Origin of the sequence: Bacillus sp. BB51/4 (genome assembly GCF_008368845.1) — a bacterium.
GTDB lineage: Bacteria > Bacillota > Bacilli > Bacillales > Bacillaceae_G > Bacillus_A > Bacillus_A wiedmannii.
The window spans coordinates 214,786-239,310 of sequence record NZ_QOSC01000008.1 but is presented as its reverse complement, the minus strand read 5'-3'; the positions used below and the strand labels follow the sequence as shown (position 1 = coordinate 239,310).

The 24,525-nt window shown below is 38.6% G+C and carries 28 protein-coding genes and 1 tRNA gene; 9 read left to right on the top strand and 20 right to left on the bottom strand.

What is annotated here, in order from left to right:
• Nucleotides 1-56: 56 nt before the first annotated feature.
• The 3 genes from secG to DN392_RS09840 form a co-directional block, all read right to left on the bottom strand.
• Nucleotides 57-290: a preprotein translocase subunit SecG gene (gene secG / locus DN392_RS09850; RefSeq protein ID WP_000557263.1), complete on the bottom strand. Its 234-nt coding sequence runs from the start codon at nt 288-290 to the stop codon at nt 57-59.
• 94 nt (nt 291-384) lie between these two features.
• Nucleotides 385-1,077: an LrgB family protein gene (locus DN392_RS09845; RefSeq protein WP_000078299.1), complete on the bottom strand. Its 693-nt coding sequence runs from the start codon at nt 1,075-1,077 to the stop codon at nt 385-387.
• Nucleotides 1,074-1,442, bottom strand: a complete 369-nt coding sequence (locus DN392_RS09840; RefSeq protein WP_000673225.1) for a CidA/LrgA family holin-like protein — start codon at nt 1,440-1,442, stop codon at nt 1,074-1,076. Before DN392_RS09840 ends, DN392_RS09845 begins: the two co-directional genes overlap by 4 nt.
• A 335-nt stretch (nt 1,443-1,777) precedes the next feature.
• Between DN392_RS09840 and DN392_RS09835 the strand changes: the two genes are divergently transcribed.
• Nucleotides 1,778-2,728 carry a nucleoside hydrolase gene (locus DN392_RS09835; RefSeq protein ID WP_061673436.1) on the top strand — a complete coding sequence of 317 codons (951 nt, stop codon included), beginning with the start codon at nt 1,778-1,780 and terminating at the stop codon, nt 2,726-2,728.
• 51 nt (nt 2,729-2,779) lie between these two features.
• On the opposite strand, the gene eno is transcribed toward DN392_RS09835, so the two are convergent.
• The 9 genes from eno to DN392_RS09790 form a co-directional block, all read right to left on the bottom strand.
• Nucleotides 2,780-4,075, bottom strand: coding sequence for a phosphopyruvate hydratase (eno, locus tag DN392_RS09830; RefSeq protein WP_000103947.1), 1,296 nt, complete (start codon nt 4,073-4,075; stop codon nt 2,780-2,782).
• Between the two features lie 30 nt (nt 4,076-4,105).
• Complete coding sequence (gene gpmI / locus DN392_RS09825) at nt 4,106-5,635, bottom strand: 2,3-bisphosphoglycerate-independent phosphoglycerate mutase (RefSeq protein ID WP_001231145.1); 1,530 nt, start codon at nt 5,633-5,635, stop codon at nt 4,106-4,108.
• Nucleotides 5,632-6,387: a triose-phosphate isomerase gene (tpiA, locus tag DN392_RS09820; protein ID WP_001231045.1), complete on the bottom strand. Its 756-nt coding sequence runs from the start codon at nt 6,385-6,387 to the stop codon at nt 5,632-5,634. Before tpiA ends, gpmI begins: the two co-directional genes overlap by 4 nt.
• A gap of 32 nt (nt 6,388-6,419) precedes the next feature.
• A complete protein-coding gene (locus DN392_RS09815; RefSeq protein ID WP_001036333.1) occupies nt 6,420-7,604 on the bottom strand; it encodes a phosphoglycerate kinase in 1,185 nt (394 codons plus the stop codon).
• A 139-nt stretch (nt 7,605-7,743) separates the two neighbouring features.
• The gene (gene gap / locus DN392_RS09810; RefSeq protein WP_000161237.1) at nt 7,744-8,748 is read right to left on the bottom strand and encodes a type I glyceraldehyde-3-phosphate dehydrogenase; all 1,005 of its coding nucleotides are present in this window, start codon (nt 8,746-8,748) and stop codon (nt 7,744-7,746) included.
• 26 nt (nt 8,749-8,774) lie between these two features.
• The gene (gene cggR / locus DN392_RS09805; RefSeq protein ID WP_001258189.1) at nt 8,775-9,803 is read right to left on the bottom strand and encodes a gapA transcriptional regulator CggR; all 1,029 of its coding nucleotides are present in this window, start codon (nt 9,801-9,803) and stop codon (nt 8,775-8,777) included.
• Between the two features lie 135 nt (nt 9,804-9,938).
• Nucleotides 9,939-10,184, bottom strand: a complete 246-nt coding sequence (locus DN392_RS09800) for a glutaredoxin family protein (RefSeq protein ID WP_000869734.1) — start codon at nt 10,182-10,184, stop codon at nt 9,939-9,941.
• A gap of 9 nt (nt 10,185-10,193) precedes the next feature.
• The gene (gene rpoN, locus DN392_RS09795; RefSeq protein WP_000647949.1) at nt 10,194-11,501 is read right to left on the bottom strand and encodes an RNA polymerase factor sigma-54; all 1,308 of its coding nucleotides are present in this window, start codon (nt 11,499-11,501) and stop codon (nt 10,194-10,196) included.
• A gap of 261 nt (nt 11,502-11,762) precedes the next feature.
• Nucleotides 11,763-11,838, bottom strand: a tRNA-Arg gene (locus DN392_RS09790).
• A 205-nt stretch (nt 11,839-12,043) separates the two neighbouring features.
• Between DN392_RS09790 and DN392_RS09785 the strand changes: the two genes are divergently transcribed.
• The 8 genes from DN392_RS09785 to clpP all read left to right on the top strand — a co-directional run bounded on the left by DN392_RS09785 (nt 12,044) and on the right by clpP (nt 16,631).
• Nucleotides 12,044-12,250 carry a DUF1657 domain-containing protein gene (locus DN392_RS09785; RefSeq protein ID WP_000216160.1) on the top strand — a complete coding sequence of 69 codons (207 nt, stop codon included), beginning with the start codon at nt 12,044-12,046 and terminating at the stop codon, nt 12,248-12,250.
• 93 nt (nt 12,251-12,343) lie between these two features.
• A complete protein-coding gene (locus tag DN392_RS09780) occupies nt 12,344-12,832 on the top strand; it encodes a YhcN/YlaJ family sporulation lipoprotein (RefSeq protein WP_064057319.1) in 489 nt (162 codons plus the stop codon).
• 28 nt (nt 12,833-12,860) lie between these two features.
• Complete coding sequence (gene spoVAC, locus DN392_RS09775) at nt 12,861-13,337, top strand: stage V sporulation protein AC (protein ID WP_000095409.1); 477 nt, start codon at nt 12,861-12,863, stop codon at nt 13,335-13,337.
• Nucleotides 13,338-14,354, top strand: coding sequence for a stage V sporulation protein AD (spoVAD, locus tag DN392_RS09770; protein WP_000938954.1), 1,017 nt, complete (start codon nt 13,338-13,340; stop codon nt 14,352-14,354). It begins immediately after the preceding gene.
• The gene (gene spoVAE, locus DN392_RS09765; RefSeq protein WP_000575918.1) at nt 14,351-14,701 is read left to right on the top strand and encodes a stage V sporulation protein AE; all 351 of its coding nucleotides are present in this window, start codon (nt 14,351-14,353) and stop codon (nt 14,699-14,701) included. The genes spoVAD and spoVAE overlap by 4 nt, the downstream gene beginning before the upstream one ends.
• An 11-nt stretch (nt 14,702-14,712) precedes the next feature.
• Entirely contained in the window at nt 14,713-14,919 is a 207-nt protein-coding gene (locus DN392_RS09760; protein ID WP_000215899.1) for a DUF1657 domain-containing protein, read from the top strand.
• Between the two features lie 20 nt (nt 14,920-14,939).
• Nucleotides 14,940-15,809: a DUF421 domain-containing protein gene (locus DN392_RS09755; protein WP_000018900.1), complete on the top strand. Its 870-nt coding sequence runs from the start codon at nt 14,940-14,942 to the stop codon at nt 15,807-15,809.
• A 240-nt stretch (nt 15,810-16,049) separates the two neighbouring features.
• Nucleotides 16,050-16,631 carry an ATP-dependent Clp endopeptidase proteolytic subunit ClpP gene (gene clpP / locus DN392_RS09750; protein ID WP_001049163.1) on the top strand — a complete coding sequence of 194 codons (582 nt, stop codon included), beginning with the start codon at nt 16,050-16,052 and terminating at the stop codon, nt 16,629-16,631.
• Nucleotides 16,632-17,035: 404 nt separating this feature from the next.
• On the opposite strand, the gene DN392_RS09740 is transcribed toward clpP, so the two are convergent.
• From DN392_RS09740 to DN392_RS09705, 8 genes are all read right to left on the bottom strand, one after another.
• Entirely contained in the window at nt 17,036-17,284 is a 249-nt protein-coding gene (locus DN392_RS09740; protein WP_046955589.1) for an HPr family phosphocarrier protein, read from the bottom strand.
• Nucleotides 17,285-17,307: 23 nt separating this feature from the next.
• The gene (gene whiA / locus DN392_RS09735) at nt 17,308-18,258 is read right to left on the bottom strand and encodes a DNA-binding protein WhiA (RefSeq protein ID WP_000006569.1); all 951 of its coding nucleotides are present in this window, start codon (nt 18,256-18,258) and stop codon (nt 17,308-17,310) included.
• Between the two features lie 89 nt (nt 18,259-18,347).
• Nucleotides 18,348-19,301, bottom strand: a complete 954-nt coding sequence (locus DN392_RS09730) for a gluconeogenesis factor YvcK family protein (protein ID WP_088321299.1) — start codon at nt 19,299-19,301, stop codon at nt 18,348-18,350.
• A 3-nt stretch (nt 19,302-19,304) separates the two neighbouring features.
• Complete coding sequence (gene rapZ, locus DN392_RS09725; protein WP_000138461.1) at nt 19,305-20,186, bottom strand: RNase adapter RapZ; 882 nt, start codon at nt 20,184-20,186, stop codon at nt 19,305-19,307.
• Nucleotides 20,187-20,206: 20 nt separating this feature from the next.
• A complete protein-coding gene (locus DN392_RS09720; RefSeq protein WP_001190080.1) occupies nt 20,207-20,665 on the bottom strand; it encodes an NUDIX hydrolase in 459 nt (152 codons plus the stop codon).
• A gap of 228 nt (nt 20,666-20,893) precedes the next feature.
• Nucleotides 20,894-21,700, bottom strand: coding sequence for a DUF368 domain-containing protein (locus tag DN392_RS09715; protein WP_000455195.1), 807 nt, complete (start codon nt 21,698-21,700; stop codon nt 20,894-20,896).
• 163 nt (nt 21,701-21,863) lie between these two features.
• On the bottom strand, nt 21,864-22,820 hold the full coding sequence (gene trxB / locus DN392_RS09710; RefSeq protein ID WP_149238015.1) for a thioredoxin-disulfide reductase: 957 nt from the start codon (nt 22,818-22,820) through the stop codon (nt 21,864-21,866).
• 85 nt (nt 22,821-22,905) lie between these two features.
• Complete coding sequence (locus tag DN392_RS09705) at nt 22,906-24,417, bottom strand: tetratricopeptide repeat protein (RefSeq protein ID WP_000517701.1); 1,512 nt, start codon at nt 24,415-24,417, stop codon at nt 22,906-22,908.
• Nucleotides 24,418-24,525 lie beyond the last annotated feature (108 nt).

The following is a 24,525-nucleotide window of genomic DNA, read 5'->3' as shown; positions in this document are numbered from 1 at the left end:
CAAAATAAAAAAAGAAGAACCATTAGTACATCTTACTAACGCTTCTTCTTTCAATTCTATAAATTTAAGTACGTAACAGCAATTGTTAATACGAAGAATAGAACAGCTAAAACAATTGTAATACGGTTTAATACCGCTTCAATTCCACGTGCTTTTTGCTTACCAAATAATTGCTCTGCACCGCCTGAAATTGCACCTGAAAGGCCTGAGCTATTACTAGACTGCATAAGTACCATAACAATCATTAAAATCGATACAATAATAAGTAAAACGGATAATAACGTATGCACTTGGCGTACCTCCTACAAAGATTCAGTTATTTTAACTGTAGCATAAATTCTATAGAAAAGCGAGAGCTATAGAGTCGCTCTCGCTTTTCTTCTATTACATAAACATCATTGCAAATAACGGCCCGAGCAAACATGTCAAAATTGCTGTTAATGTCATTGTTACCGATCCAATAACACCTTCATGTTCATTATTTTTCATCGCTCTCATTACACCCATAATATGAGAAGCACATCCAAATCCGATACCTTTACCAACTGAGTTTGTAACGCGGCTCCATTTTAATAAAAGTGGGCCGGTAATCGTTCCAGTAATACCTGCGATAACAACGAAAGCTGCTGTTAATGACGGTACACCACCAACTTGCTCTGAAACACTCATCGCAACTGGCATTGTCACCGATTTTGGTAAAGAAGATAAAATTAAGCTTTTATCTGTTCCCATAAGTGATGCAATGGCAAAATCACTTGCGATTGCAACTGTTGTCCCTACTAATACGCCACCAGCAATCGGTACAACATATTTTTGCAGAACGTGACGTTGTTTATAAAGAGGAATTGCAAATGCTACAACACCGGGTCCGAGCAGTTTTGCAATCCAGCCACCACCGCTTTCCATATAATGTTGATATGGTATATCAAGCATGATAAATAAGAAAGCCATTAATCCTGTTGCTACAAGCATTGGAATGGTGAATGGTGTTGGAAATAATTTATAGATTTTTTTAGATAATTGGTATAATAGCACCGTAAAAAGAACCCAACCGATTCCGATTAATATTTGGCTCATCGCGACTCTCTTTCCTTTCTATTCGCAAGATATTGTCCTGTATGTCCTGCGACAATAATAATTAAAAATGTACTCGCTACAATTGTAATGAAAAGAGAAATTCCTTTACTCATAAAAAAAGCACCGTAATTCATTAGGCCAAGCGTTGGCGGAATTAATAAAAACGGCATAATAGCAACGAGTGTTTCTGCTCCTAAATCGAACCATTTCACTGGAAGGACTTTTAGGCTAAGTAAAACAAGTAAGAGAAACATTCCAATCAAACTTCCTGGAATCGGAATATTTAACACTTCTTGTACCCAAGTTCCAACCATATAAAAGACGTAAAGAGCAGCAATTTGGACAAGAATCTTTGTAAATTTCATGTTCATCATCCCTCATGTTTATACGATCTTCTCTTAATATCTTTATCATAGTATAAATTGTAAAAAGCTGCAATTTATCAACTTGACAGCAAAAATAGCCTATGTTATACGCTTACACCCTTGATATGACTGCATTTCTAAACGAAAATTAAGTCAAAAACCTTGACCTAATATAAAAAGTTTTTATTTTCTGAATTTACAACGTTGTTATTTCAATAAAATAATCTTTTTATCCTTAAGCTTACATATATATAAAGTGAAACTTTCATTAGTGGTGGTTTTCTTCATCCCCACAATCGGACTTTTACGGGATAAACAAGATAGGTGGTGAACATATGCCCAAAAAAGTTCTTATTTTTTGTGATCCTGGGATTGATGATACGATGGCTCTCCTCTTAGCATTCTTTATCGATGAAATAGAAATCGTCGGCATTGTTGCTGATTACGGCAATGTTCCAAAAGAAATGGCCGTACAAAACGCTCATTTTCTTAAGAGCGAAGCAAAGGATAGAAATATCAAGATATTTGGTGGATCAGAACGCCCACTTACTGGCGCCCCTCCTGCTTTTTTTACGGAAGTACACGGGAAACAAGGGCTCGGGCCAATTATTCCAAAGGGACATGTGACTAACGGAGAAATGGAGAATTTTTTCGAAGTCATTCCTCTTATTGAACAGTATAAAGATGAATTAATCATTGTTAGTTTAGGAAGACTTACCTCCCTAGCAATTTTATTCATCTTATGCAAACAGCTCATGAAGCAAATTAAATCTTACTACGTAATGGGCGGCGCCTTTTTACATCCTGGTAATGTGACCCCTATTTCCGAAGCGAACTTTTATGGCGATCCTACTGCCGCTAATATAGTCCTTCAATCCTCACCTAACATGTACATCTATCCATTAAACGTCACTCAGTATTCCATCATTACACCAGAAATGGCTGAATACATTGAAGCAAAAGGAAAAGCCCCACTCGTCAAACCGTTATTCGATCATTATTACTACGGCTATTATAAAGACGCCTTACCGCATTTAGAGGGGAGCCCATTCCATGACACAATGCCAATACTCGCTTTACTTGATAAGTCTATGTTTACGTATCACAAATCACCTATCGTTGTCATGACGGAATCCTATGCACAAGGAGCAAGCATTGGAGAATTTCGCTCTTTAGGAGAATCTAAACCATTTACTGATTGGCCGAATCATCAAATTGCAATTGATTTTGATTATAACCGTTTCTTTAAACATTTCATGTCACTTATGACGGGTGAGCAATTTTAAGCATAAAAAAACAGACCGTGATTTCTCACGGTCTGTCGTTATTTTCTACAATTATCGTTTGATGTTATAGAAAGATTTTACACCATCGTAAACAGCGATTTCGCCTAGTTCGTCTTCGATGCGTAATAATTGGTTGTACTTAGCAATACGGTCAGTACGGCTCATAGAACCAGTTTTGATTTGGCCAGCGTTAGTTGCAACTGCGATGTCAGCGATTGTAGCATCTTCAGTTTCACCAGAACGGTGAGATACAACTGCTGTGTAACCAGCACGTTTAGCCATTTCGATAGCTTCGAAAGTCTCAGTTAAAGTACCGATTTGGTTAACTTTAATTAAGATTGAGTTAGAGATACCTTTTTCGATACCTTCAGCAAGTTTTTGAGTGTTAGTTACGAATAAGTCGTCACCAACTAATTGTACTTTATCACCGATACGATCAGTTAATAATTTGTGACCATCCCAGTCGTTTTCGTCTAAACCATCTTCGATAGAGATGATTGGGAAGTCTTTGCAAAGCTCTTCGTAGAAATCAACCATTTCTGCAGAAGTTAAGCCAGTACGGCCTTCGCCTGCAAGGTCATATTTACCAGTTTCTTTGTTGTAGAACTCAGAAGAAGCAACGTCCATTCCTAAGAATACGTTCTCGCCAGCTTTGTAACCAGCTTTTTCGATAGCTTCGATGATTACTTCTAATGCTTCACGGTTAGAACCAAGGTTTGGAGCGAATCCACCTTCGTCACCTACTGCAGTGTTAAGACCTTTGTCATGTAATACAGCTTTAAGTGCATGGAATACTTCAGCACCCATACGGATTGATTCTTTGAATGTTGGAGCACCAACTGGTAAGATCATGAACTCTTGGAAGTCTACGTTGTTATCAGCGTGAGAACCACCGTTGATGATGTTCATCATTGGAGTTGGTAATTGTTTTGCATTGAATCCACCAAGGTAACGGTATAATGGAAGACCTACGAAGTCAGCTGCTGCGTGAGCTACTGCCATAGATACACCAAGGATAGCGTTAGCGCCTAGTTTACCTTTGTTTGGAGTGCCATCTAATTCGATCATAGCACGGTCGATACCAGCTTGGTCAGTTACGTCGAAACCAACGATTTCTGGAGCGATTGCTTCGTTAACGTTGTTTACTGCATTTAAAACACCTTTACCAAGGTAACGAGATTTGTCACCGTCACGTAATTCTACTGCTTCGTGCTCACCAGTAGATGCACCACTTGGTACGATAGCGCGTCCGAAAGCGCCGCTTTCTGTGTAAACTTCTACTTCTACAGTTGGGTTACCACGAGAGTCAAGGACTTCGCGAGCATAAACATCAATAATTGTTGACATAATAAATTCTCTCCTTTTTATATAAGCAAATTATTTAATAATTGTTTTACCTGTCATTTCTTTCGGTTGTTCCACATTTAAAAGCGTAAGCATTGTTGGAGCGATATCTCCTAAAATACCACCTTCACGAAGCTCTACATCATTTTTTGTAACGATGAAAGGAACCGGGTTAGTTGTATGAGCTGTCATTGGTCCACCATCAGCAGTTAACTCCTGATCAGCATTACCATGGTCAGCAGTAATAAGTGCTACACCATCTTTTGCAAGAATCGCTTCTACAACTTTTCCTAAACATTCGTCAGTTGCTTCTACTGCTTTAATTGTTGGTTCCATCATCCCAGAATGGCCAACCATATCACAGTTCGCAAAGTTAAGAATGATAACATCATGTTTATCATTTTCAATTTCATTTACTAAAGCGTCCGTTACTTCGTAAATGCTCATTTCAGGTTTCAAGTCATACGTTGCAACCTTCGGTGAGTTAATTAAGATACGCTCTTCTCCTGGGAATTCAGCCTCACGACCACCGCTAAAGAAGAATGTAACGTGCGGATACTTTTCAGTTTCCGCGATGCGAAGTTGCTTTAATCCCGCTTGCGCAACAACTTCACCTAAAGTATTATCAAGATTCATTGGCTTGAATGCCACGTAACCATCTACAGTTTCACTGAAGTGTGTCATACAAACGAATTCAGGAATGTGAGGTACTTTTTCACCACGATCGAACTCACGGAAATCTTCGTTTGTAAATACACGAGCAATTTGAATTGCACGGTCTGGACGGAAGTTATAGAAGATAACTGCATCATCATCATTGATTGTTGCAACTGGCGTGTTATCTTCGTTAACAATTACAGACGGCAATACGAATTCATCATAGATACCGTTCGCATAAGAGTCTTCTACACACTCTTCTGCTGATTTATAAGTAGGGCCTTCACCATTTACCATAGCACTGTAACATTTTTCTACGCGATCCCAACGCTTGTCACGGTCCATAGAGTAATAACGACCAGAGATAGTCGCGAATTGTCCTACTCCTGTTTCTTTAATTACTTCATTTGTTGCATCGATATAACCTTTTGCTGTTTGTGGTCCAACATCGCGGCCGTCTAAGAATGCATGGATATAAACTTTCTCCACGCCTTCTTTTGCTGCTAAGCGAAGAAGAGCAAACATATGGTTCATGTGACTGTGCACACCACCATCAGAAAGTAAACCGAATAAATGAAGAGCAGTACCTTTTTCTTTTACGCTTTTAATTGCATTTTGGAAAGTTTCGTTCTGATCGAACTCACCTTCACGAATTGCAACGTTTACGCGTGTTAAGCTTTGATATACGATGCGGCCAGCACCGATATTTAAGTGACCAACCTCAGAGTTACCCATTTGACCTTCTGGAAGACCTACTTCCTCACCACAAGCTGTAAGCGTTGTGTGAGGGAATTTGTTCCAGTAACCATCAAAATTAGGTTTCTTAGCTTGTGCTACAGCATTCCCATGAGTTTCTTCACGTAGTCCGAAACCATCAAGAATGATTAAAGCTGTTGGCTTTCTCATTTTACCGCCCCCAGAAGACCTAAGAACGAAGCAGGCTCTAAGCTAGCACCGCCAACTAAAGCGCCGTCGATGTCAGATTGTGCCATATACTCTTTAATGTTTTCTGGTTTTACGCTACCGCCGTATTGAATACGAACAGCTTCTGCAGCTTCTGTAGAAACAGCTTCTGCAACAACTTTACGGATGTGCGCACATACTTCGTTTGCATCTGCAGAAGAAGAAGATTTACCTGTACCGATAGCCCAGATTGGCTCATAAGCGATAACAGTTGCTTTAACTTGCTCTTCTGTTAAACCTGCAAGTGCTTTTGTCACTTGACCTGCTACTAGATCAAATGTTTTTCCGCTTTCGCGCTCTTCTAAAGTCTCACCACAACATACGATTGGTGTTAAACCATGTTCAAATGCTGCAAGAGTCTTTTTGTTTACTGACTCATCTGTTTCAGCAAACATTTCACGACGCTCAGAGTGGCCAAGTACTACGTAGCCTACTTTTAAGTCGCTAAGTGCTACTGGGCTAATTTCGCCAGTGAATGCACCATTTTTTTCGAAGTGCATGTTTTGTGCACCTACTTGTAAATCAGTTCCTTCAGCCTTAGCTACTAAACGCTCTAAAAATAGAGCTGGAGAGCAAACTACTGCATCAACAGCTGAAGCTGCTGGGATTTGACCTTTAACTTCCTCTACGAAGCTAACTGCTTCAGATAGAGTTTTATTCATTTTCCAGTTACCTGCGATAATTGGTTTACGCATGCTTTGCACCGTCCTTTTTCTTTGGCTGCTACTTATTTGTCGTTAAGACAAACTACACCTGGAAGCTCTTTGCCTTCCATGAATTCTAATGACGCACCGCCGCCAGTAGAAATGTGGCTCATTTTATCAGCCATACCGAATTTTTCAACAGCTGCTGCAGAGTCACCACCGCCGATAACAGAGTATGTATCTTCTGCATCTGCTAATGCTTGTCCTACTGCTTTTGTACCTTCTGCGAATGGAGTCATTTCGAATACACCCATTGGTCCATTCCATACAACAAGCTTAGAATTTTTAATTACATCTGCATAAATTTCACGTGTTTTAGGACCGATGTCCACGCCTTCCCAAGTAGAAGGGATAGAGTCGATACCTACGATTTGAGTTGTTGCAGTTTCAGAGAATTCCTCTGTGATTACAACATCAACTGGCATGTAGAAGTTTACGCCTTTTTCTTTTGCAAGTTGCATAAATTCTTTAGCTAGTTCGATCTTGTCGTCTTCACATAGAGATAGACCAATTTCATGACCTAAAGCTTTAACGAATGTGTAAGCAAGTCCGCCACCGATGATTAAGTTATCTACTTTGTCTAATAGATGACGAATTACACCGATTTTATCTTTTACTTTCGCACCACCGATGATAGCTGTGAATGGACGTTCTGGGTTAGAAAGTGCTTTTCCAAGTACATCTAACTCTTTTTCCATTAATAATCCAGATACTGCTGGTAGGTAGTCTGCGATACCTGCTGTAGAAGCGTGAGCACGGTGAGCTGCACCGAATGCATCGTTTACGAAGATATCAGCAAGAGCTGCAAATTCTTTCGCAAGTTCTGCATCGTTCTTTTCTTCGCCCGCATAGAAACGTACGTTTTCAAGAACTAATACGTCGCCTTCGTTCATTGCTGCAACCATTTCTTGTGCAACTGGTCCGAATGCTTCGTCTGCTTTTTTAACATCTTTACCAAGAAGCTCGCCTAAACGTGCTGCTACTGGAGTAAGACGTAATTCTTCTACTGCTTGACCTTTTGGACGGCCTAAGTGACTTGCTAAAATAACTTTCGCACCTTGCTCTACTAAATATTGAATTGTAGGAAGAGCTGCACGGATACGAGTTTCATCTGTAATTTTGCCTTCTTTCATAGGTACGTTGAAATCAACGCGGCAAAATACACGCTTACCTTTTAAATCTACGTCACGAATTGATTTTTTGTTCATTGGATTTCCCTCCGACTACTAGTTAGGATTGACAAAACCCACTCAAAAGCTTAACACATTTGCTTTTAAAACGAAAGAAGAGAGAGAGGGAACAAACCCTCTCCCTCGTTTTGTCATTGATTACTTATATAATTAAGAATTAAAGACCTTTAGAAGTCATGTATGCTGCTAGGTCTACTACGCGGTTAGAGTAACCAGTTTCGTTATCGTACCAAGAAAGTACTTTAACCATGTTACCTTCCATTACCATTGTAGATAATGCATCGATTGTAGAAGAAGCTGTACATCCGTTATAGTCGATAGATACTAATGGCTCTTCGCTGTATCCAAGGATACCTTTTAATTCGCCTTCAGAAGCTGCTTTGAATGCTGCGTTTACTTCTTCAACTGTTACTTCTTTGTCAAGTTCAACAACTAAGTCAACAAGAGAAACGTTAGCAGTTGGAACACGTACAGCGCCACCGTTTAATTTACCTTTAAGTTCTGGTAATACTAATGCTACAGCTTTAGCTGCACCAGTAGATGTTGGGATCATGTTTTCAGCTGCTGCACGAGCACGACGTAAATCTTTGTGTGGTAAGTCTAAGATTTGTTGGTCGTTAGTGTAAGAGTGAATTGTTGTCATCATTCCGCGTTTTACGCCGAATTTTTCGTTTAATACTTTAGCGAATGGAGCTAGACAGTTTGTAGTACAAGAAGCGTTAGATACTACGTTGTGGTTAGCTGCATCGTATTGTTCGTGGTTAACACCCATAACTACAGTGATATCTTCGTCAGAAGCTGGAGCTGAGATGATAACTTTCTTAACTGATCCACCTAAGTGTTTTTCAGCGTCTGATTTTTTAGTGAAACGACCAGTAGATTCTACTACTACTTCTACTCCGTAGTCGCTCCATGGTAGTTGAGCTGGGTCACGCTCAGCGATAACTTTAATTTCTTTACCGTTAACAACGATGCTGTTTTCGTTAGCAGATACTTCTGCATTTAAAGTTCCGTGAACTGTGTCATATTTTAAAAGGTGAGCTAATGTTTTAGCATCTGTTAAGTCGTTGATTGCTACTACTTCTACCTCAGAGTTGTTAAGAGCTGCGCGGAATACGTTACGTCCGATACGTCCAAATCCATTAATACCAATTTTAGTCATTTGAATTTCCTCCTCGGGGGATTATATTAAAGGGTAATACCCTTTGTTAACTGTTTTGCTGCACCTTCATCTGTAATTAGAATTGAAGTGTGCCCTTGTTTAATTACAGCCTGTATTGCCTTTGCCTTTGAAGAACCTCCAGCGACTGCAACAACGTGAGATACATGTTGTAAATCCTCAAGCTGCATACCAACTGTTCTTACTTTATGAACAACATTTCCTTGTTCATTAAAGTAGTAACCGAAAGCTTCGCCTACTGCTTCGCTTGCTTGAATCTTTAACCAATCTGCTTCTGAAGTATTTCTGCGACGTGCCATTGTTAACGCATCACCTATTCCATGAATGACGATATTGGAAGATCGAATCAACTCAAGAACTTCTTTCACGGAAGGCTCTGTCACAATAGACGCATATGCTTCGCTACTAACATGGTCTGGAACATACAATAAGCGATAATTACTCATCGTATTTTGCGCCATCTTGGCACAAATGGTATTGGCTTCTAATTCAACACCCTCTCCAATTCCACCACGCGCTGGGACAAATAGCATATGTAAATCTTTGCAATCAAGCTGCATCATGTCCGCAGCAGCAGCTAGCGTAGTTCCTCCAGCCACAGCAACGATATTATTCACTGTCAGACGGTCTTTTATACAAGTCACACAAGCACGGCCCATCTCCAGTTTGACCCAAGGTGATTCATCACTATCACCAGGGACAACGAAAACTTCATCCAAGTCTAATGTTTCCTTAAGTTGCTTTTCTAAAACCTTTAACCCGGAAATTTCTTTCATAAAGTCTTCCAATGCAAGAACTAAAGCTGTTCCTTCTTCTGTCAAAGTCATTCCAGAAGAAGCGACGTGAACTAAGTTTTGTTCTTTCAAAACTTGAACTTCACTTCGCAATACTCGTTCTGTCATACCGAGACTTGCTGACAAATTTCTTCTTCCAATCGGCTGCATGAGCCTAATGTATTGAAGAATTTGCATTCTCGTTTGCATAACAGGTAGCAGATCAGGTAATAATTTTTTTGTGTTCTGAATCCATGAGCGCATATCTTTTCTCCTCACTACATTGGTTCATTTTTCCTTGTGGTCACTTTACGTCCCGTAGTGACATTTTGTGTCCCACATAGGTTAAAAAAATAATCCCTGCTACGTGTATTATTGTAACAGGAGATAGAAACTTATTCAACTCTTAACTGCATTCTTTATATAGTTTATTATGACACCTTTGTGAATGTTACCATATTCTACTTGTTTTCCGCCTATTTCTATAACCGGAATCATTAGGTGATATTTTTCTAAAAGGTCATTATCTTCATATATATCTATTTCCTCGATTTGAAAAGAATATTCATATTGTACTTCCTGTAAAACTTGTTTCGCCTGCACGCAAAGACCACAATCTTTTTTTGTATACAGTACAACTTTCATATTCTTCACCTATCCGATCGTTTTTCGTAATGATGACGCTGGAATATGCATTTGTTCTCTATACTTCGCCACTGTTCTTCGAGAAATAACGATTTCATGCTCTTCTTCTAATAATTTTGAAATCTTTTGATCTGAAAGTGGCTTTTTCTTATTCTCCGCTTCAACAAGCTTTTGAATAAATTGTTTTACACGCTTTGTAGAAATCGCTTCATCTTCAGTCGTTGAAACGGCATTGCTAAAGAACGATTTCATCTCAAATAAACCGTGTGGTGTTTGCACATATTTATTTCGCGTTGCACGACTAATTGTAGATTCATGCACACCTAACTCTTCCGCCACCTCTTTTAAAGCAAGCGGTTTTAAATATTCTGGACCTTCCCAGAAGAAATCACGTTGTTTTTCCATAATAATAGTCATCACTTGCAGAAGCGTCTGTTTTCTCTGTTTTAAACTGCGCATAATCCACTGCACATGCTGATACTTTTCTGATACGTAAGATGCTACTTCACTTTCACTATTATTAAGAAGCGCACTATATTCAGAATGAATTTCAATTCTCGGCATATTTCTCTCATTCATCTGTAAAACGAGACGATCGCCATCTTTTTTTACTGCCATATCAGGCACAATATAAAGTGGTTTATCCGAAGAAAAAGCAAGACCTGGTTTCGGCTGTAATGACGTAATACAGTTCACTGCTGATTGCAATTCTTCATTACTACACTTCAACACTTGAACGAGCTTTCGCCAATCTTTCTTCACGAAATAAGCGAAGTGATCCTCTATAACCTCTTCAGCTAATCCATTCCGTCTTTGTAAGCGCTTCAATTGTAAAGTTAGACATTCCTGAATATTACGCGCTCCTACCCCTGCTGGCTCGAGTGATTGGACAAGCTCTACAAAGCGGGCGACTTCATGAATCGGTGCGGAAAGGAGATCCGCTAACTCTTCGTTCGTTTCTTGTAAATACCCATTTCCATCCATGTTCATAATAATGAAAGAAGCTATTTTTCGCTCTTCTTCATCTATTTTATAATACTGTATTTGATTTAATAAATGTTGCTGAATCGTTGTTGAATCCACACTGTAGATTTCCATCTGATTCTCGACTTGTTTGCTGGTACTTTTACTGTTGTTAGAGCTCTTTTTCTTCTCCCTCTCAAAACCACCTAACTCAATAAGGGGATTCTCTAACGATTGCTCATACAAAAACTCCGATAATTCTTGTACATTATACTGGAGCATTGTAATCGCTTGCCTTAACTCTTGTGTCATTGCCAAACGTAAGCTTTGTTCTTGTAAAAGACTTGCCTTCAAACTAATCTCCCCCTTGTTTCTATTGTACAATAAGTTTGGTAAAAGGAGAATGCTATCACAGACACCCATTCCAAAATATTATTAATTTATATGTATTAATGAGATTTACAACTTACAACCGAAATTTGAATAATATTGAAAGAAAATAATAAAGCAAAACATTATTGTAACCAAGTACTAATAGTAAATCTTATTACTAGATATAACAAGAGGGAAATAAAAAAAGTCCTAACCTACAAAACGTAAGTTAGGACTTTTTGACGCGCCCAGAGGGATTCGAACCCCCGACAGACGTGGTACCGGAAACCACCGCTCTATCCGACTGAGCTATGGGCGCATGATTATAAAAAACACATCATTTTCTTCTCATAATAATAGCAATAAAATCCATCTAAATCAATAAAAATATCCCCTTTCATCCTTTATGCACCTTAGCCTAAAGTATAGAAACACATTTCTTCACCTAAATTTTCCAATCATAAATTCACCCCAACTCACAAATTATAATCTTTGAATTGATATTCCAAAGGGGGCTTCATTCAATGACTGTAATTACAAAGTTAAAGCAAACTGTTTCTGGATTAAAAAGTGCACAAGCTAGCTTAGAGGGATTCGCTCTTGATACGGATAACCAACAAGCAAAGCAACTTTTCCAAACAGCTGCAGAGCAAACACAAACGATTATCGATTCTTTAAACCCACGCGTTGAAGAAGTCCAACAGGAAGAACCACAATACTCACAGCAATAACGGATTCGTCATGCTGTGAAATAGAAAAAGGATGATATGCAGTCATCCTTTTTCTATCACATTACATATTGCAATAGAAATGGAATGATTATAATGCGAAAACTCGGAATCATAACCGCGTTATTTATGCTCCTATTCGGTTCACTTACCGGATGTGATAATAGCCCGTTAGATAAAAAGGTAAAGAAAGAAGAAGCTAAACGAACGGAAGAAGACAAGGGCCCTAAATTAACAAAAATGAGTACAGAATCCTTTAATCAATCTATATCGCAAGACGCTAAGAAAAAAGCTCTTGCTATGGAAGGAATTATAGAAGCTACCGCAGTTAATACAAATTTAGATCTTTACATAGCCGTCAAGCCTGAACATCACGAAAGATTTGGTTTAAAACCTTTACGAAGTAAATTAAAAAAGAAACTAAGTGATGAAAACCCTACTTTCAATATTCGTGTAAGTACAGACAAAAAGATCTTTATGCTCATAGAAGAACTTGAAACCAAAATTAAGAAAAAGAAAGTAAGTAAAGATGGCATCAAAAAACAATTGAAACTCATTCAATCAGAAATGGGATCTAATATTTAAGCTTTCTAATAGAGAAGGAAGGATTCAAATGTCTAGTAAAGATAAAAACTTAACACCTGTACAACAAGAATATAAAAAATTCGAACAACAGCGCGAACCGAAGCGCCCCGTTTTTAAAAATTGTATAAAAGCTTTTCTCGTCGGAGGATTAATTTGTCTAATAGGCCAACTGATTTCCACCTTTTATATTACTTATTTTGATTTCACTGAACGCTCTGCCGGGAACCCTACCGTTGCAACTCTTATTTTTATCTCCATGCTACTGACGGGATTTGGCGTCTACGATCGTCTTGGACAGTTTGCCGGGGCAGGCACAGCTGTACCCGTCACTGGATTTGGTAACTCTGTTATTGCCGCATGTATCGAACACCGTACAGAAGGATTCGTCCTTGGTGTTGGCGGTAACATGTTTAAATTAGCTGGATCCGTTATTTTGTTTGGTGTATTTTCGGCTTTCGTCATCGCACTTATTAAAACGATTCTCGTTCAATGGGGAGGGCTATAAATGTTACAAGGACACCGAACGTGGGTATTTGAAAACAAACCAGTTATTATTTCGACAGGAGTCGTTGGTGGGCCGTTTGAAGCAAAAGGGAAAATTCCAGAAGACTTCGATATCCTTCATGAAGATTTATGGCTCGGCCAAGATTCCTATGAAAAAGCACATAAAATTTTGTTCGAAGAAGCTTGTAGCCGCGCTACTGAAAAAGCAGAACTTCGTAAAGATGATATCCAATTCGTACTTGCAGGAGATTTAATTAATCAAATTACCCCTACAAGCTTTGCTTGCCGTACACTTGGCACTCCTTACCTCGGATTATTCGGTGCTTGTTCTACTTCTATGGAAGGTTTAGCACTTGGGGCAAGTATCGTAAATGCAAAAGGCGCAAAATATTTATTAACTGGGGCATCCAGCCATAACACTGCGGTTGAAAAACAATTCCGCTATCCAACTGAATACGGCGGTCAAAAACCCCCTACTGCACAGTGGACAGTAACCGGGGCAGGCGCGGCTATTTTAAGTGACACTGGACATGGCCCTAGGGTAACATCTGCAACAATCGGACGAGTGGTTGATATGGGATTAACGGATCCATTTAATATGGGCGGTGCGATGGCTCCAGCCGCCGTCGATACAATTGAAGCCCACTTACGCGAACGCCAAATTGATGCCTCTTACTACGATTTAATCGTAACAGGCGACCTAGGACATGTCGGACGCGAAATTGCTTATGACTTACTACATAAACACGGAACAAAAGTGACAAGCGAACAGTTTCAAGATTGCGGGCTACTCATCTATAGAGAGGGGCAACCTGTCATAGCTGGTGCTAGTGGACCAGGATGTTCCGCAACAGTCGTGTACGGTCATTTATTAAACCGAATGAAAAGGGGAGAATTCAAAAAAATACTTGTCGTTGCGACAGGCGCTTTACTATCTCCACTTACATTCCAACAAGAAGAAACGATTCCGTGTATCGCTCACGCCGTTTCGATTGAATTTGGAGGTGCAACGCAATGATTTTTTTCTGGGCTTTCGTCATTGGCGGACTCATATGTGTAATTGGCCAACTTATGTTTGATGTCGGCAAGCTAACACCCGCTCATACAATGGCAACACTCGTTGTTGCCGGTGCTATACTGGACGGATTCAACCTGTATGAACCATTAATCGACTTTGCTGGAGCCGGGGCAACTGTACCTATTACAAGTTTCGGTAATGCCCTCGTTCACGGCGCAATGGAAGAAGCTGCAAAACACGGCATCGTTGGCGTAATTACCGGAATGTTTAAAGTAACAAGCGCTGGTATTTCTGCTGCTATCATATTCGGATTCATTGGTGCATTACTATTCAAACCGAAAGGATAAGAGGTGTTTGTATGACAGTTATCGCTAGCGTTAAAACCTGCCTTGCTAGTGTAAGGGGCGCTCAAGCAAGTTTAAGCTCCCTTTCACTACATTCACAGGACGCGGAATCAAAACGTGTATTTCATGAATGTATGTTAGAAATGGACAGCATCATCGCTGATTTACAGAATAGAGTTTCATTATTAGAACGTGAAGAACCTCAATATAAAGGGTTTTAAGTAGACTGGAGGAAATGACTATGTCTCACCTGCCGGAATGGACACTTGTCATTCTTCGCTCTGTATTCATATTAATTATTTTATTCGCTATTACGAAATGGTTAGGGAAAAGACAAATCTCTCAGCTCTCCTTTTTTGAATACATAGCCGGAATGACAATCGGTGACATCGCTGCCCAAGTATCTACAGGGCTCGATTCAAAATTTTTCCACGGCGTCTTTGCGATACTTATTTTCGCCTCGGTACCTTTTTTCGTTGGAATTCTTTCCTTGAAAAACAAAACTGCTAGAGATTTTTTTGAAGGAAAATCTACAGTGTTAATAAAAGATGGCAAAGTACTTGAGGATAATTTAAAGAAAGAAAAATACACAAGTGATGAGTTACTTGAACTTCTTAGAGGAAATGGTGCATTCAGTATAGCTGAAGTCGAATTTGCTGTCTTAGAACCGAGCGGAGAATTAAATGTATTATTAAAGAAAGATTCTCAGCCACTTACAGCAAAAGACATCGGGTTAAAAGTACCAAATGAAAAAGAACCGCAAACTGTTATTATGGATGGCAATGTCTTAGATGAGCCTCTATCCTCTAGTGGACATAACCGTGCTTGGTTACATTCTGAACTAGAAAAGCTCGGTGTTGTTATTGAAAATGTCTTTCTCGGTCAAGTGGATTCATACGGACAACTTACTATCGACATTTATAATGACAAACTACAAATGCCTTCTCCTCAAAACAAGCCTTTATTATTAGCATCTTTAAAAAAATGTCATGCTGATCTTGAACTATTTTCCCTAGAAACAAAGTCGAAATCAGCAAGCGAAATGTATAGTAAAAACGCGAAACACATCGAAAAGATTTTAAATAAAGTAACCTATCTTTTAAAAGAATAGATATCACAAGAACGCTTCAGTAAAAAGGCGTTCTTTTCTTTTTACTACAGATTTCATGACGTTTAAATTTATGTAATTCGGTTATGATGTTGAAGATACATAAGCAGGGAATTTCAAAAACATAGCGAATAATTCATGGTACAACTACATATTTTTTTGATTTAAAGTGGTTTCGTTTGACCTTTATTGACCATAATTGTATTATAAGACTAAGAAAGCTTTAGAAGGAGGAAATAACAGATGAATTTAATTCCTACAGTAATTGAACAAACAAATCGTGGAGAACGCGCTTACGATATTTACTCTCGACTATTAAAAGACCGCATCATTATGCTTGGTAGTGCAATTGATGACAACGTAGCTAACTCAATCGTTTCCCAGCTTTTATTCTTGGAATCTCAAGATCCAGAAAAAGATATTCACATCTACATCAATAGCCCTGGTGGTTCTATCACAGCAGGTATGGCAATTTACGATACAATGCAATTTATTAAACCACAAGTATCAACAATCTGTATCGGTATGGCTGCATCTATGGGTGCATTCTTACTTGCAGCAGGTGAAAAAGGAAAACGTTATGCACTTCCAAACAGTGAAGTAATGATTCACCAACCACTTGGCGGAGCACAAGGTCAAGCGACTGAAATCGAAATTGCTGCAAAACGTATCCTATTCTTACGTGAAAAACTAAACCAAATTCTTGCTGACCGCACAGGTCAACCACTTGAAGTACTACAACGCGACACAGACCGCGACAACTTCATGACAGCTGAAAGAGCTCTAGAATACGGCTTAATCGATAAGATCTTTACAAATCGTTAATACTTAAAAGCGGAAGCGGCTCGTTCAGAATCGCAGGGCGATGGAGCTTTTACATCCGAGGCGCTTTTTGCCTCGAATGTAAAAGCGAAACGACCGGAGATTCTAGCCGCTGGAGCTGGATATAACTAAAAGCGGAAGCGCCCTCTTACAGGGCGCTTTTTTTATGATTAAACCTCCGCACGTGCATACCCCAGCTAGTATCCTTCTAAATATATCAGCGATTTTTCAAATATATCGACCGTAACTCCAATTATATCGGCGATTATTTTAATATATCGACGATTCGACACAACTTATCGACTTACCGACAATCCTCGACAAGCATGCACGCCTACATACCCGACCCCCAACAACAAACACCAAACAACAAAACAAAAAAGCTATCGCACATGCGCGATAGCTTCTTATTGTATATATGCAGCTAATGCTTCTAAAGCTTCTTCTGCATCTGAACCTTCTGTTGTAATTGTTATCATGCTACCAGTTCCAATTGCTAAGCTCATAATCCCCATTATGCTCTTTGCATTCACTGTCTTTCCATCTTTCTCGATGAAGATATCCGCATGAAAGCGATTGGCCTCTTGTACAAACAACGCAGCCGGACGTGCTTGTAAACCGTTTTTTAATGAAACCTTAACTCGTTTTTGAAACACAGCTCCATTTCCCCTTTAACCTCTTATTTTTTTGCTACCGCTTCCCCCGCGCGTAATTTCTCTGCAATCTCATCGATTTTACGCAAACGATGATTAATACCCGATTTACTAATTTTCCCCCCGGATACCATCTCGCCTAACTCTTTCAATGTTACATCTTGATAATCTCTTCGTAATTGTGCAATTTCTCGCAGTTTATCTGGTAATATATCAAGACCAACTGTCTCATCAATATAACGGATATTTTCAATCTGCCTTAGCGCTGCACCAATTGTTTTATTTAAATTGGCTGTTTCGCAGTTCACTAAACGATTTACTGAATTACGCATATCGCGAACGATTCGAATGTCTTCAAATCTTAAAAGTGCATTATGAGCGCCTATAATATTTAAAAACTCCGTAATCTTTTCTGCTTCTTTCAAATACGTAATGTACCCTTTTCTTCTTTCCAACGTCTTACTATTTAAATCAAATCCGTTCATCAATTCACATATAGCATCATTATGTTCCTTATATAACGAAAAGACCTCTAAATGATAAGATGATGTTTCTGGGTTATTTACTGAACCACCTGCTAAAAATGCACCTCGTAAATACGATCGTTTACAACATTTCTTCTCGATTAATTCCTGGGATATATTTCGAATTAACGAAAAGTCGTCTCGAACAATATGAAGATCAGCTAATATTTCGCGAGACTTCTCAACAAGCCGCACAATATATACATTATTTTTCTTCAATCGCATTTTTTTACGAACAAGTAATTCTACCGTCACGTCATATCCTTTTTTCAAAAGCGTATAAATCCTTCTTGCGATTGCCGCATTCTCCGTTTGAATATCGATAGATAGACGACGGTTTGAAAAAGAAAGCGATCCGTTCATTCGAAGTAACGCTGATAATTCTGCTTTCTCACAGCATTCCTTCACCTCAAGATTCGTTAGCTCTTTCTTTGTTTCTGATGCAAATGACACAGTCAACACCTCCTTATACGATTACTTTGGAACAAAAATCTTGTCCTATATGAAATGATGAGCGTTACCTCAAACGAGGCAACGCACATCTACAACAGTGAATATAAAATAGAAGCTAGTTTTAATGTATCGTGCCTTACAACACGATCATCATACTTCGCTAATTGATCTTGAATGACATCAATATTGCTCTCTGTAAAACGTTCTTCATCTACTACAACTGGTGCTGACATTTCTTCCTCATATAACTGACGTAATTCACAAGGAATATCACGGTTATTTACAATTGCAGTATCGATAAATGGTTTACCTAAATGATCATGTAACGCCTGCACATGGTCAAACGCAGTATATCCCATCGTTTCACCAGCTTGCGTCATAACATTACACACATATACCTTCTTCGCTTTTGCAGCAAGAACAGCGTCCCCGATTTTGTTAACAACTAAATTCGGTAATATACTCGTATACAAACTTCCTGGACCAAAAACAAGTAAATCAGCTCGTTTAATCTCAGCCAACGTTTCATGTAACGGCTCTACATCTTCTGGAGTTAAAAAGACGCGGTTAATCCTCTTCCCAGAATAAGGAATCTTTGATTCACCTGTTACAATTTCTCCATCTTCTAGTTCCGCATGAAGTACCGCACTTTGGTTCGCTGCCGGTAACACACGTCCTCTGACATTTAACACTTTACTCGTTTCCGTAATCGCATGGAAGAAGTCTCCTGTAATCGAGGTCATACCCGCTAATAATAAATTTCCTAACGCATGACCTTTCAGCCCGTCTCCCGTTGTGAAACGATGCTGAAATAAAGCTTCCACCAGCGGCTCTACATCTGATAACGCAACAAGTACGTTACGAATGTCACCTGGGGGTGGAATTTCGAGCTCATCACGTAATCTACCTGAACTGCCACCATCATCAGCGATTGTAACAACTGCTGTAATATCAACCGGATATTGTTTTAATCCTCTTAATAAAACAGAGAGTCCAGTACCGCCTCCCATGATAACAATTTTAGGTTTTCTCTCTTTTTTCATCCCTTAATGGCCCTTTCTCTTCTCCACATCACGATGAGATACATGAACGCTATACTCTGGTTTCAAATGTTTCCCAAGGTATTCTGTAAGCGTAACAGAACGATGCTGTCCACCTGTACATCCAATTGCAATTACAAGTTGACTCTTGCCTTCTCTTTTATAATGAGGCAGCATGAAAGTAATAAGATCCGTCAATTTTTCTAAAAACTTATGTGTCTCATTAAATTTCAGCACATACGATGAAACTTCTTCATCTAGTCCTGTTAATGGCTTCATATGTGGAATGTAATATGGATTTGGTAAAAAACGAACATCAAATACTAAATCTGCATCAATTGGAATACCGTACTTAAATCCAAATGACATAACATTTACACGAAATGCTTGCTCAGTTTCAGTTGAAAACAGATGAACAATTTTTTCACGTAATTCTTTCGGTTTTAAATCCGATGTATCCAGCACAATATTCGCTCGTGCCTTCATATCAGTTAATAAGCCACGCTCCATCTCGATTCCCTTTAACGGCAAACCAGTTGGTGCAAGTGGATGCGAACGTCTCGTTTCTTTATAACGAGTTACAAGCGTGCCATCTTTCGCATCTAAGAATAAAATATGAGGAATAATCCATGTACGTTCTGATAAATCATCAAGTGCTCCCCATAAATGTTCGAAAAACTCTCGGCCACGTAAATCAACGCCAAGTGCTACTTTATTCATTTTCCCTTTTGAATCCGCCATAAGTTCAATAAACTTCGGCAATAACATCGGTGGTAAATTATCTACACAGAAATATCCTAAATCTTCAAAACTTTGTAAAGCTACTGTCTTTCCAGCTCCAGACATTCCTGTAATAATTACCATTTTTATATCATTATTCTCTGTCATCGTATCCTCTCCTTGACGGTTTAACTCGGATCTAATCGATATGAAAGCAACTCAAAATCTGGGGTATATACAAATGTACCGTAGATTATGCCATTTCCTTTAATTAAATAATCAATAATGTGATAATCTCCTGGTGCCATTGCTAAATCATCAATTTTGTCAAATGTATGCCAACCAATGATGCCTTCTTCGCTCTCTAGTTTGTTTTCTCCTGCAAAATCTGTCGCTAAAAAGGAGAACATCATCCATTCAGAAACAACTTTATCACCTTCTTGGATGACAAAGGTGAAGACCCCTTTTAACGCTGGGTTCTTTAAATAAATACCTGTTTCTTCACGATACTCGCGAACAACGGAATCTCTTACTGTCTCACCACGCTCCATTTTCCCGCCTGGTGCAACCCACCAATTTCGGCGAGGTTTTTGGAGTAAGAGTACTTCATTATCTCTAATTAACACACAGTTTGTCACTCTTTGCATGTTTCTTCACCTCAGCTACTTGCAGTAAATTTCTCACTGCATACTCATTTCATTATACTATCAAAAACAGTTTGCTACAACGAAGGAGCCAGTCCTCTTTCGCTAAGCACATGCTACTCAACAATTTTAAAAAAGCTTTTTAGAACAAGCAATGTAAATGCCTACACTTTCAATGAATAGCATGAAAAATCCCCTTAACGATTTTTATCGCCAAGGGGATTAAAGTCCTTATTTCTTACCGAAATAAGTAACAATCGCAAATCCTAAAATAAAGGTAATAATTGAACTTATAATTGAAAATCCTCCAGTTGGAATACCAGGGAACACAATTACAATCGAGCCGATAACAAGTCCAATAATTGCCGCAAATGTCATACTTTTATAACGATCTAACAAGAAACTAATTCCTTTACTACTTACAACAAACCCCGCCATAACACCAGCACCGATAACTACGATTAAAGGTAAGTTCAGTGTAGTTAAAGCATTAATTGCTGTCGGATACACACCAATAATTAATAAAATAAATGATCCGCTAATTCCAGGAAGCAACATAGCCATACTAGCCATCCAGCCCGCGAAAAATAAACCAATTGCATTTAAAATTGTTAACGTCGTAATTGGATCTGCTGCCTTATCTGGTTTAAAGAAAGCTGTGATTGCAACAAGAATTGCTGCAACTATTAATAAAACAATGTGCTTACCTTTAAACGACGACTTTGCATCAGCTTCTCTCATTAACATCGGTAATATACTAATAATTAAACCGAGGAAGAAAAATTGAGTCGGTTCATAATGATTCGCAAGTAAATATTTAATAACGTGACTTAACGTTAAAAACGCTGCTGCCACACCAGCTGCAAGGGGAATTAAAAATCCTAAATGTTTTTTCCATTCACGACTAAAGAATCCACTAATTGCTGCAAGTAATTGTTCATAAATCCCTAACACAACAGCGATTGTACCGCCGCTCACACCAGGAATTAAATCACTAACACCCATACAAAATCCACGGTATATATTACGCCATTCCATACTGAATAAATTCCTCATTTCTTATAGTGATTTTTTCCGTAAAGTCCAGTATATCAATAAGAAAGCTTATAATCCTAATATTTTTTGACAAAACTTTGACATTTTCATAAAAAAAGAAGAAAGCTCCTATCGGTAGCTTTCTTCTCAAAAGGCATATTATCCCTTATTTTTCTGATACAGTTTTTAGTTCTTCTAATAATTCTTCTACGTAATGTTGTGCACTTTGTGCTGCGATACTACCATCACCTGTTGCCGTTACAATTTGACGTAGCATTTTTTCACGAACATCTCCAGCTGCGAAAATACCAGGAACTTTCGTTTCCATACGCTCATTTGTTTCAAGGTAACCATTTTCATTTGTAATACCTAGTTGAACAAATGGTTTTGATAGTGGTAACATACCGATATATATGAACACTCCATCAGTTTTGACTTCTTTCTCTTCTCCACTGTTTACGTCTACAAGTGTTACGCTTCCCACTTTACCATTTGCATCGTTAATTTCTTTTATAGTGTGATTCCAAATGAAATCAACTTTCTCGTTTTGGAAAGCACGATCTTGTAAAATTTTCTGTGCACGAAGAGTGTCACGACGGTGAACGATTGTTACCTTTGATGCGAAGCGTGTTAAGAATACACCCTCTTCAACAGCAGAATCTCCACCACCAATAACTACAAGTTCTTTCCCTTTAAAGAAAGCCCCATCACATACTGCACAATATGATACACCACGGCCGCCAAGTTCTGCTTCGCCTGGCACACCAATTTTTTTATACTCCGCACCGCTTGCAACGATAATTGCACGTGCTTTATATTCTTTTTTACCAGCAATAATTGTTTTGTATTCTTTACCATCAATGACTGCTTTCACATCACCGTATGCATATTCAGCACCAAATTTCTTCGCATGCTCGAACATTTTATTTGATAAGTCTGGTCCTAAAATAGACTCATAACCTGGATAGTTCTCTACATCTTCTGTATTTGCCATTTGGCCACCTGGGATACCACGCTCAAGCATTAATGTGCTTAAATTCGCACGAGATGTATATACTGCAGCTGTCATACCAGCTGGTCCTGCACCAATAATAATGACATCATAAATTTTTTCTTCTGACACACTATTCACTCCTATTCATTCCTACACAATTAAGTTACCCTCATTATACTGTTAGCATCATTTTTTTCCCAATGATTTGCTTACCCTATGTGTGCGTACGTTTAACAGCCTGCACATACTTTCGAACAGTCGCTACAGATACATTATATACATCCCCAAGCTCCGACTGTGTCATCTTATTTCCTTGTTCGCTGCGTACAATATATTCAACCGCAGCTGACCAGCCGTATACATTTGTAAAAACTGCCCCAGATGTATATAAACGTATGAACGTACAAAACCAAAATTGTAAACACTCTTCGATTAATTCATCATCTTTTTTCGTATAATTATATAAAGCATCCGCAATTTGCGCGCACTGTTCAAATTGCTGTAAATCAGCTGGAATGCTCTTATGGCTATTAAGTAAAAAGAAATACTTTGCAAGTTGCGATACGATTGGAACACCGTTCTTCGCCTGCGTTACATCAAAGAAGAATCCCACCTTCTCTGGCGTTGACAATTCATTCATTAAATATAAAGCTAGCATTTGTTCCTCTAGCGTCGCACTTTGTTGAAATGATTTTCGTAATTCTTCAAATAATACGTTTTGTCCTTCATCTGCTAAATTCAGCGCATTCCACGGTTCTTTTCCCTTTTTATCAGGGTGCAATTCTACAACATGCTGCCACATTTTTTCAGCTACTTGCTGATCTTTCACCATATAAGCAGAATATGCAAACCAATAATAAAAACTAACGTCTCCCTCATATCCTTGACGCTTTAATACTTTGAACCATTTATATGCAGGCTCAAAATGACCAATTGTTGCAAGTGTCGTTCCAAGTTTCAAACGATGCTCGAACGAAATCGGATATACTGAAACTAACTGCTCCGCTAACGCTTCTACTTGTTTATGCTCTCCAATTGAATATAGGAAAATAAGCGTATTACAAAGCGCATGTATATTACCAGGATTTTTCTCTAAAATCATTTCCGTTAACTTCAGAGCTTTATCTACATTACCAGATTGAAAATGTGCAATGGCTAAATTATTATGACCCGACCAAAATTCCGGATAATCTTTTGTAACAATTTCCAATGTAGCAATTGCTTCTTCCAATTGTCCGTTACGAATATAACGATTCGCTTCTTCTTGCATAACAATTAGATCATCTTCATCCTCAATCTCTTCCTCACCCATCGCTTCTTCTTCCATAATTTCAAGTAATTCTAATGTATCTTCTACAAATTCCTTCTCTTCTGCAACTTCTAAATAGCGATCCGCATACTTTTTCGCCTGCTGAAATAGCCCCATATATGCATAATTATTTGCAATAAAATAATAGCATTGTTCAAGTTCTGGATTAGATCTAACAAGCTTAAAGAAGATTTGATTCGACTCTTGATATTCACCAGCCTCAGATAATACTGTTGCTAATTGGCATAAAATAAACGGCTCCTTCTCACTTTGTGCCGCTCTTCGAAAATATTTAATTGCATCTTGCAATTTTTGCCCTTTGTAAGCTCTCATCCCTTTTTTATAAAAGAAGTCCGCTAATTGATTAAAAGAGATAACTTGTCCGTTCTCCTTATATATTCCTTGATTTTTCCCCATATATCCTCCAGTTTTTTGTTTTCTTCGTTCACACATTCTTCTATCTATAAGTATAAACGATTCCGTAAAAAACAAAACAGTATATTATACTCAATTATTTCCTTTTTA

What these genes read in the sequence shown, in the direction of transcription:
- spoVAD (WP_000938954.1), top strand. Translation starts at nt 13,338, where the DNA reads ATGTTACAAGGACACCGAACGTGGGTATTTGAAAACAAACCAGTTATT.
- eno (WP_000103947.1), bottom strand. Translation starts at nt 4,075, where the DNA reads ATGTCAACAATTATTGATGTTTATGCTCGCGAAGTCCTTGACTCTCGT.
- DN392_RS09840 (WP_000673225.1), bottom strand. Translation starts at nt 1,442, where the DNA reads ATGAAATTTACAAAGATTCTTGTCCAAATTGCTGCTCTTTACGTCTTT.
- DN392_RS09755 (WP_000018900.1), top strand. Translation starts at nt 14,940, where the DNA reads ATGTCTCACCTGCCGGAATGGACACTTGTCATTCTTCGCTCTGTATTC.
- clpP (WP_001049163.1), top strand. Translation starts at nt 16,050, where the DNA reads ATGAATTTAATTCCTACAGTAATTGAACAAACAAATCGTGGAGAACGC.
- DN392_RS09760 (WP_000215899.1), top strand. Translation starts at nt 14,713, where the DNA reads ATGACAGTTATCGCTAGCGTTAAAACCTGCCTTGCTAGTGTAAGGGGC.
- DN392_RS09845 (WP_000078299.1), bottom strand. Translation starts at nt 1,077, where the DNA reads ATGAGCCAAATATTAATCGGAATCGGTTGGGTTCTTTTTACGGTGCTA.
- gap (WP_000161237.1), bottom strand. Translation starts at nt 8,748, where the DNA reads ATGACTAAAATTGGTATTAATGGATTTGGACGTATCGGACGTAACGTA.
- DN392_RS09785 (WP_000216160.1), top strand. Translation starts at nt 12,044, where the DNA reads ATGACTGTAATTACAAAGTTAAAGCAAACTGTTTCTGGATTAAAAAGT.
- DN392_RS09800 (WP_000869734.1), bottom strand. Translation starts at nt 10,184, where the DNA reads ATGAAAGTTGTACTGTATACAAAAAAAGATTGTGGTCTTTGCGTGCAG.
- spoVAC (WP_000095409.1), top strand. Translation starts at nt 12,861, where the DNA reads ATGTCTAGTAAAGATAAAAACTTAACACCTGTACAACAAGAATATAAA.
- rapZ (WP_000138461.1), bottom strand. Translation starts at nt 20,186, where the DNA reads ATGACAGAGAATAATGATATAAAAATGGTAATTATTACAGGAATGTCT.
- DN392_RS09780 (WP_064057319.1), top strand. Translation starts at nt 12,344, where the DNA reads ATGCGAAAACTCGGAATCATAACCGCGTTATTTATGCTCCTATTCGGT.
- DN392_RS09835 (WP_061673436.1), top strand. Translation starts at nt 1,778, where the DNA reads ATGCCCAAAAAAGTTCTTATTTTTTGTGATCCTGGGATTGATGATACG.
- DN392_RS09730 (WP_088321299.1), bottom strand. Translation starts at nt 19,301, where the DNA reads ATGAAAAAAGAGAGAAAACCTAAAATTGTTATCATGGGAGGCGGTACT.
- cggR (WP_001258189.1), bottom strand. Translation starts at nt 9,803, where the DNA reads ATGCGCTCATGGATTCAGAACACAAAAAAATTATTACCTGATCTGCTA.
- spoVAE (WP_000575918.1), top strand. Translation starts at nt 14,351, where the DNA reads ATGATTTTTTTCTGGGCTTTCGTCATTGGCGGACTCATATGTGTAATT.
- DN392_RS09720 (WP_001190080.1), bottom strand. Translation starts at nt 20,665, where the DNA reads ATGCAAAGAGTGACAAACTGTGTGTTAATTAGAGATAATGAAGTACTC.
- DN392_RS09705 (WP_000517701.1), bottom strand. Translation starts at nt 24,417, where the DNA reads ATGGGGAAAAATCAAGGAATATATAAGGAGAACGGACAAGTTATCTCT.
- DN392_RS09815 (WP_001036333.1), bottom strand. Translation starts at nt 7,604, where the DNA reads ATGAACAAAAAATCAATTCGTGACGTAGATTTAAAAGGTAAGCGTGTA.
- tpiA (WP_001231045.1), bottom strand. Translation starts at nt 6,387, where the DNA reads ATGCGTAAACCAATTATCGCAGGTAACTGGAAAATGAATAAAACTCTA.
- gpmI (WP_001231145.1), bottom strand. Translation starts at nt 5,635, where the DNA reads ATGAGAAAGCCAACAGCTTTAATCATTCTTGATGGTTTCGGACTACGT.
- DN392_RS09715 (WP_000455195.1), bottom strand. Translation starts at nt 21,700, where the DNA reads ATGGAATGGCGTAATATATACCGTGGATTTTGTATGGGTGTTAGTGAT.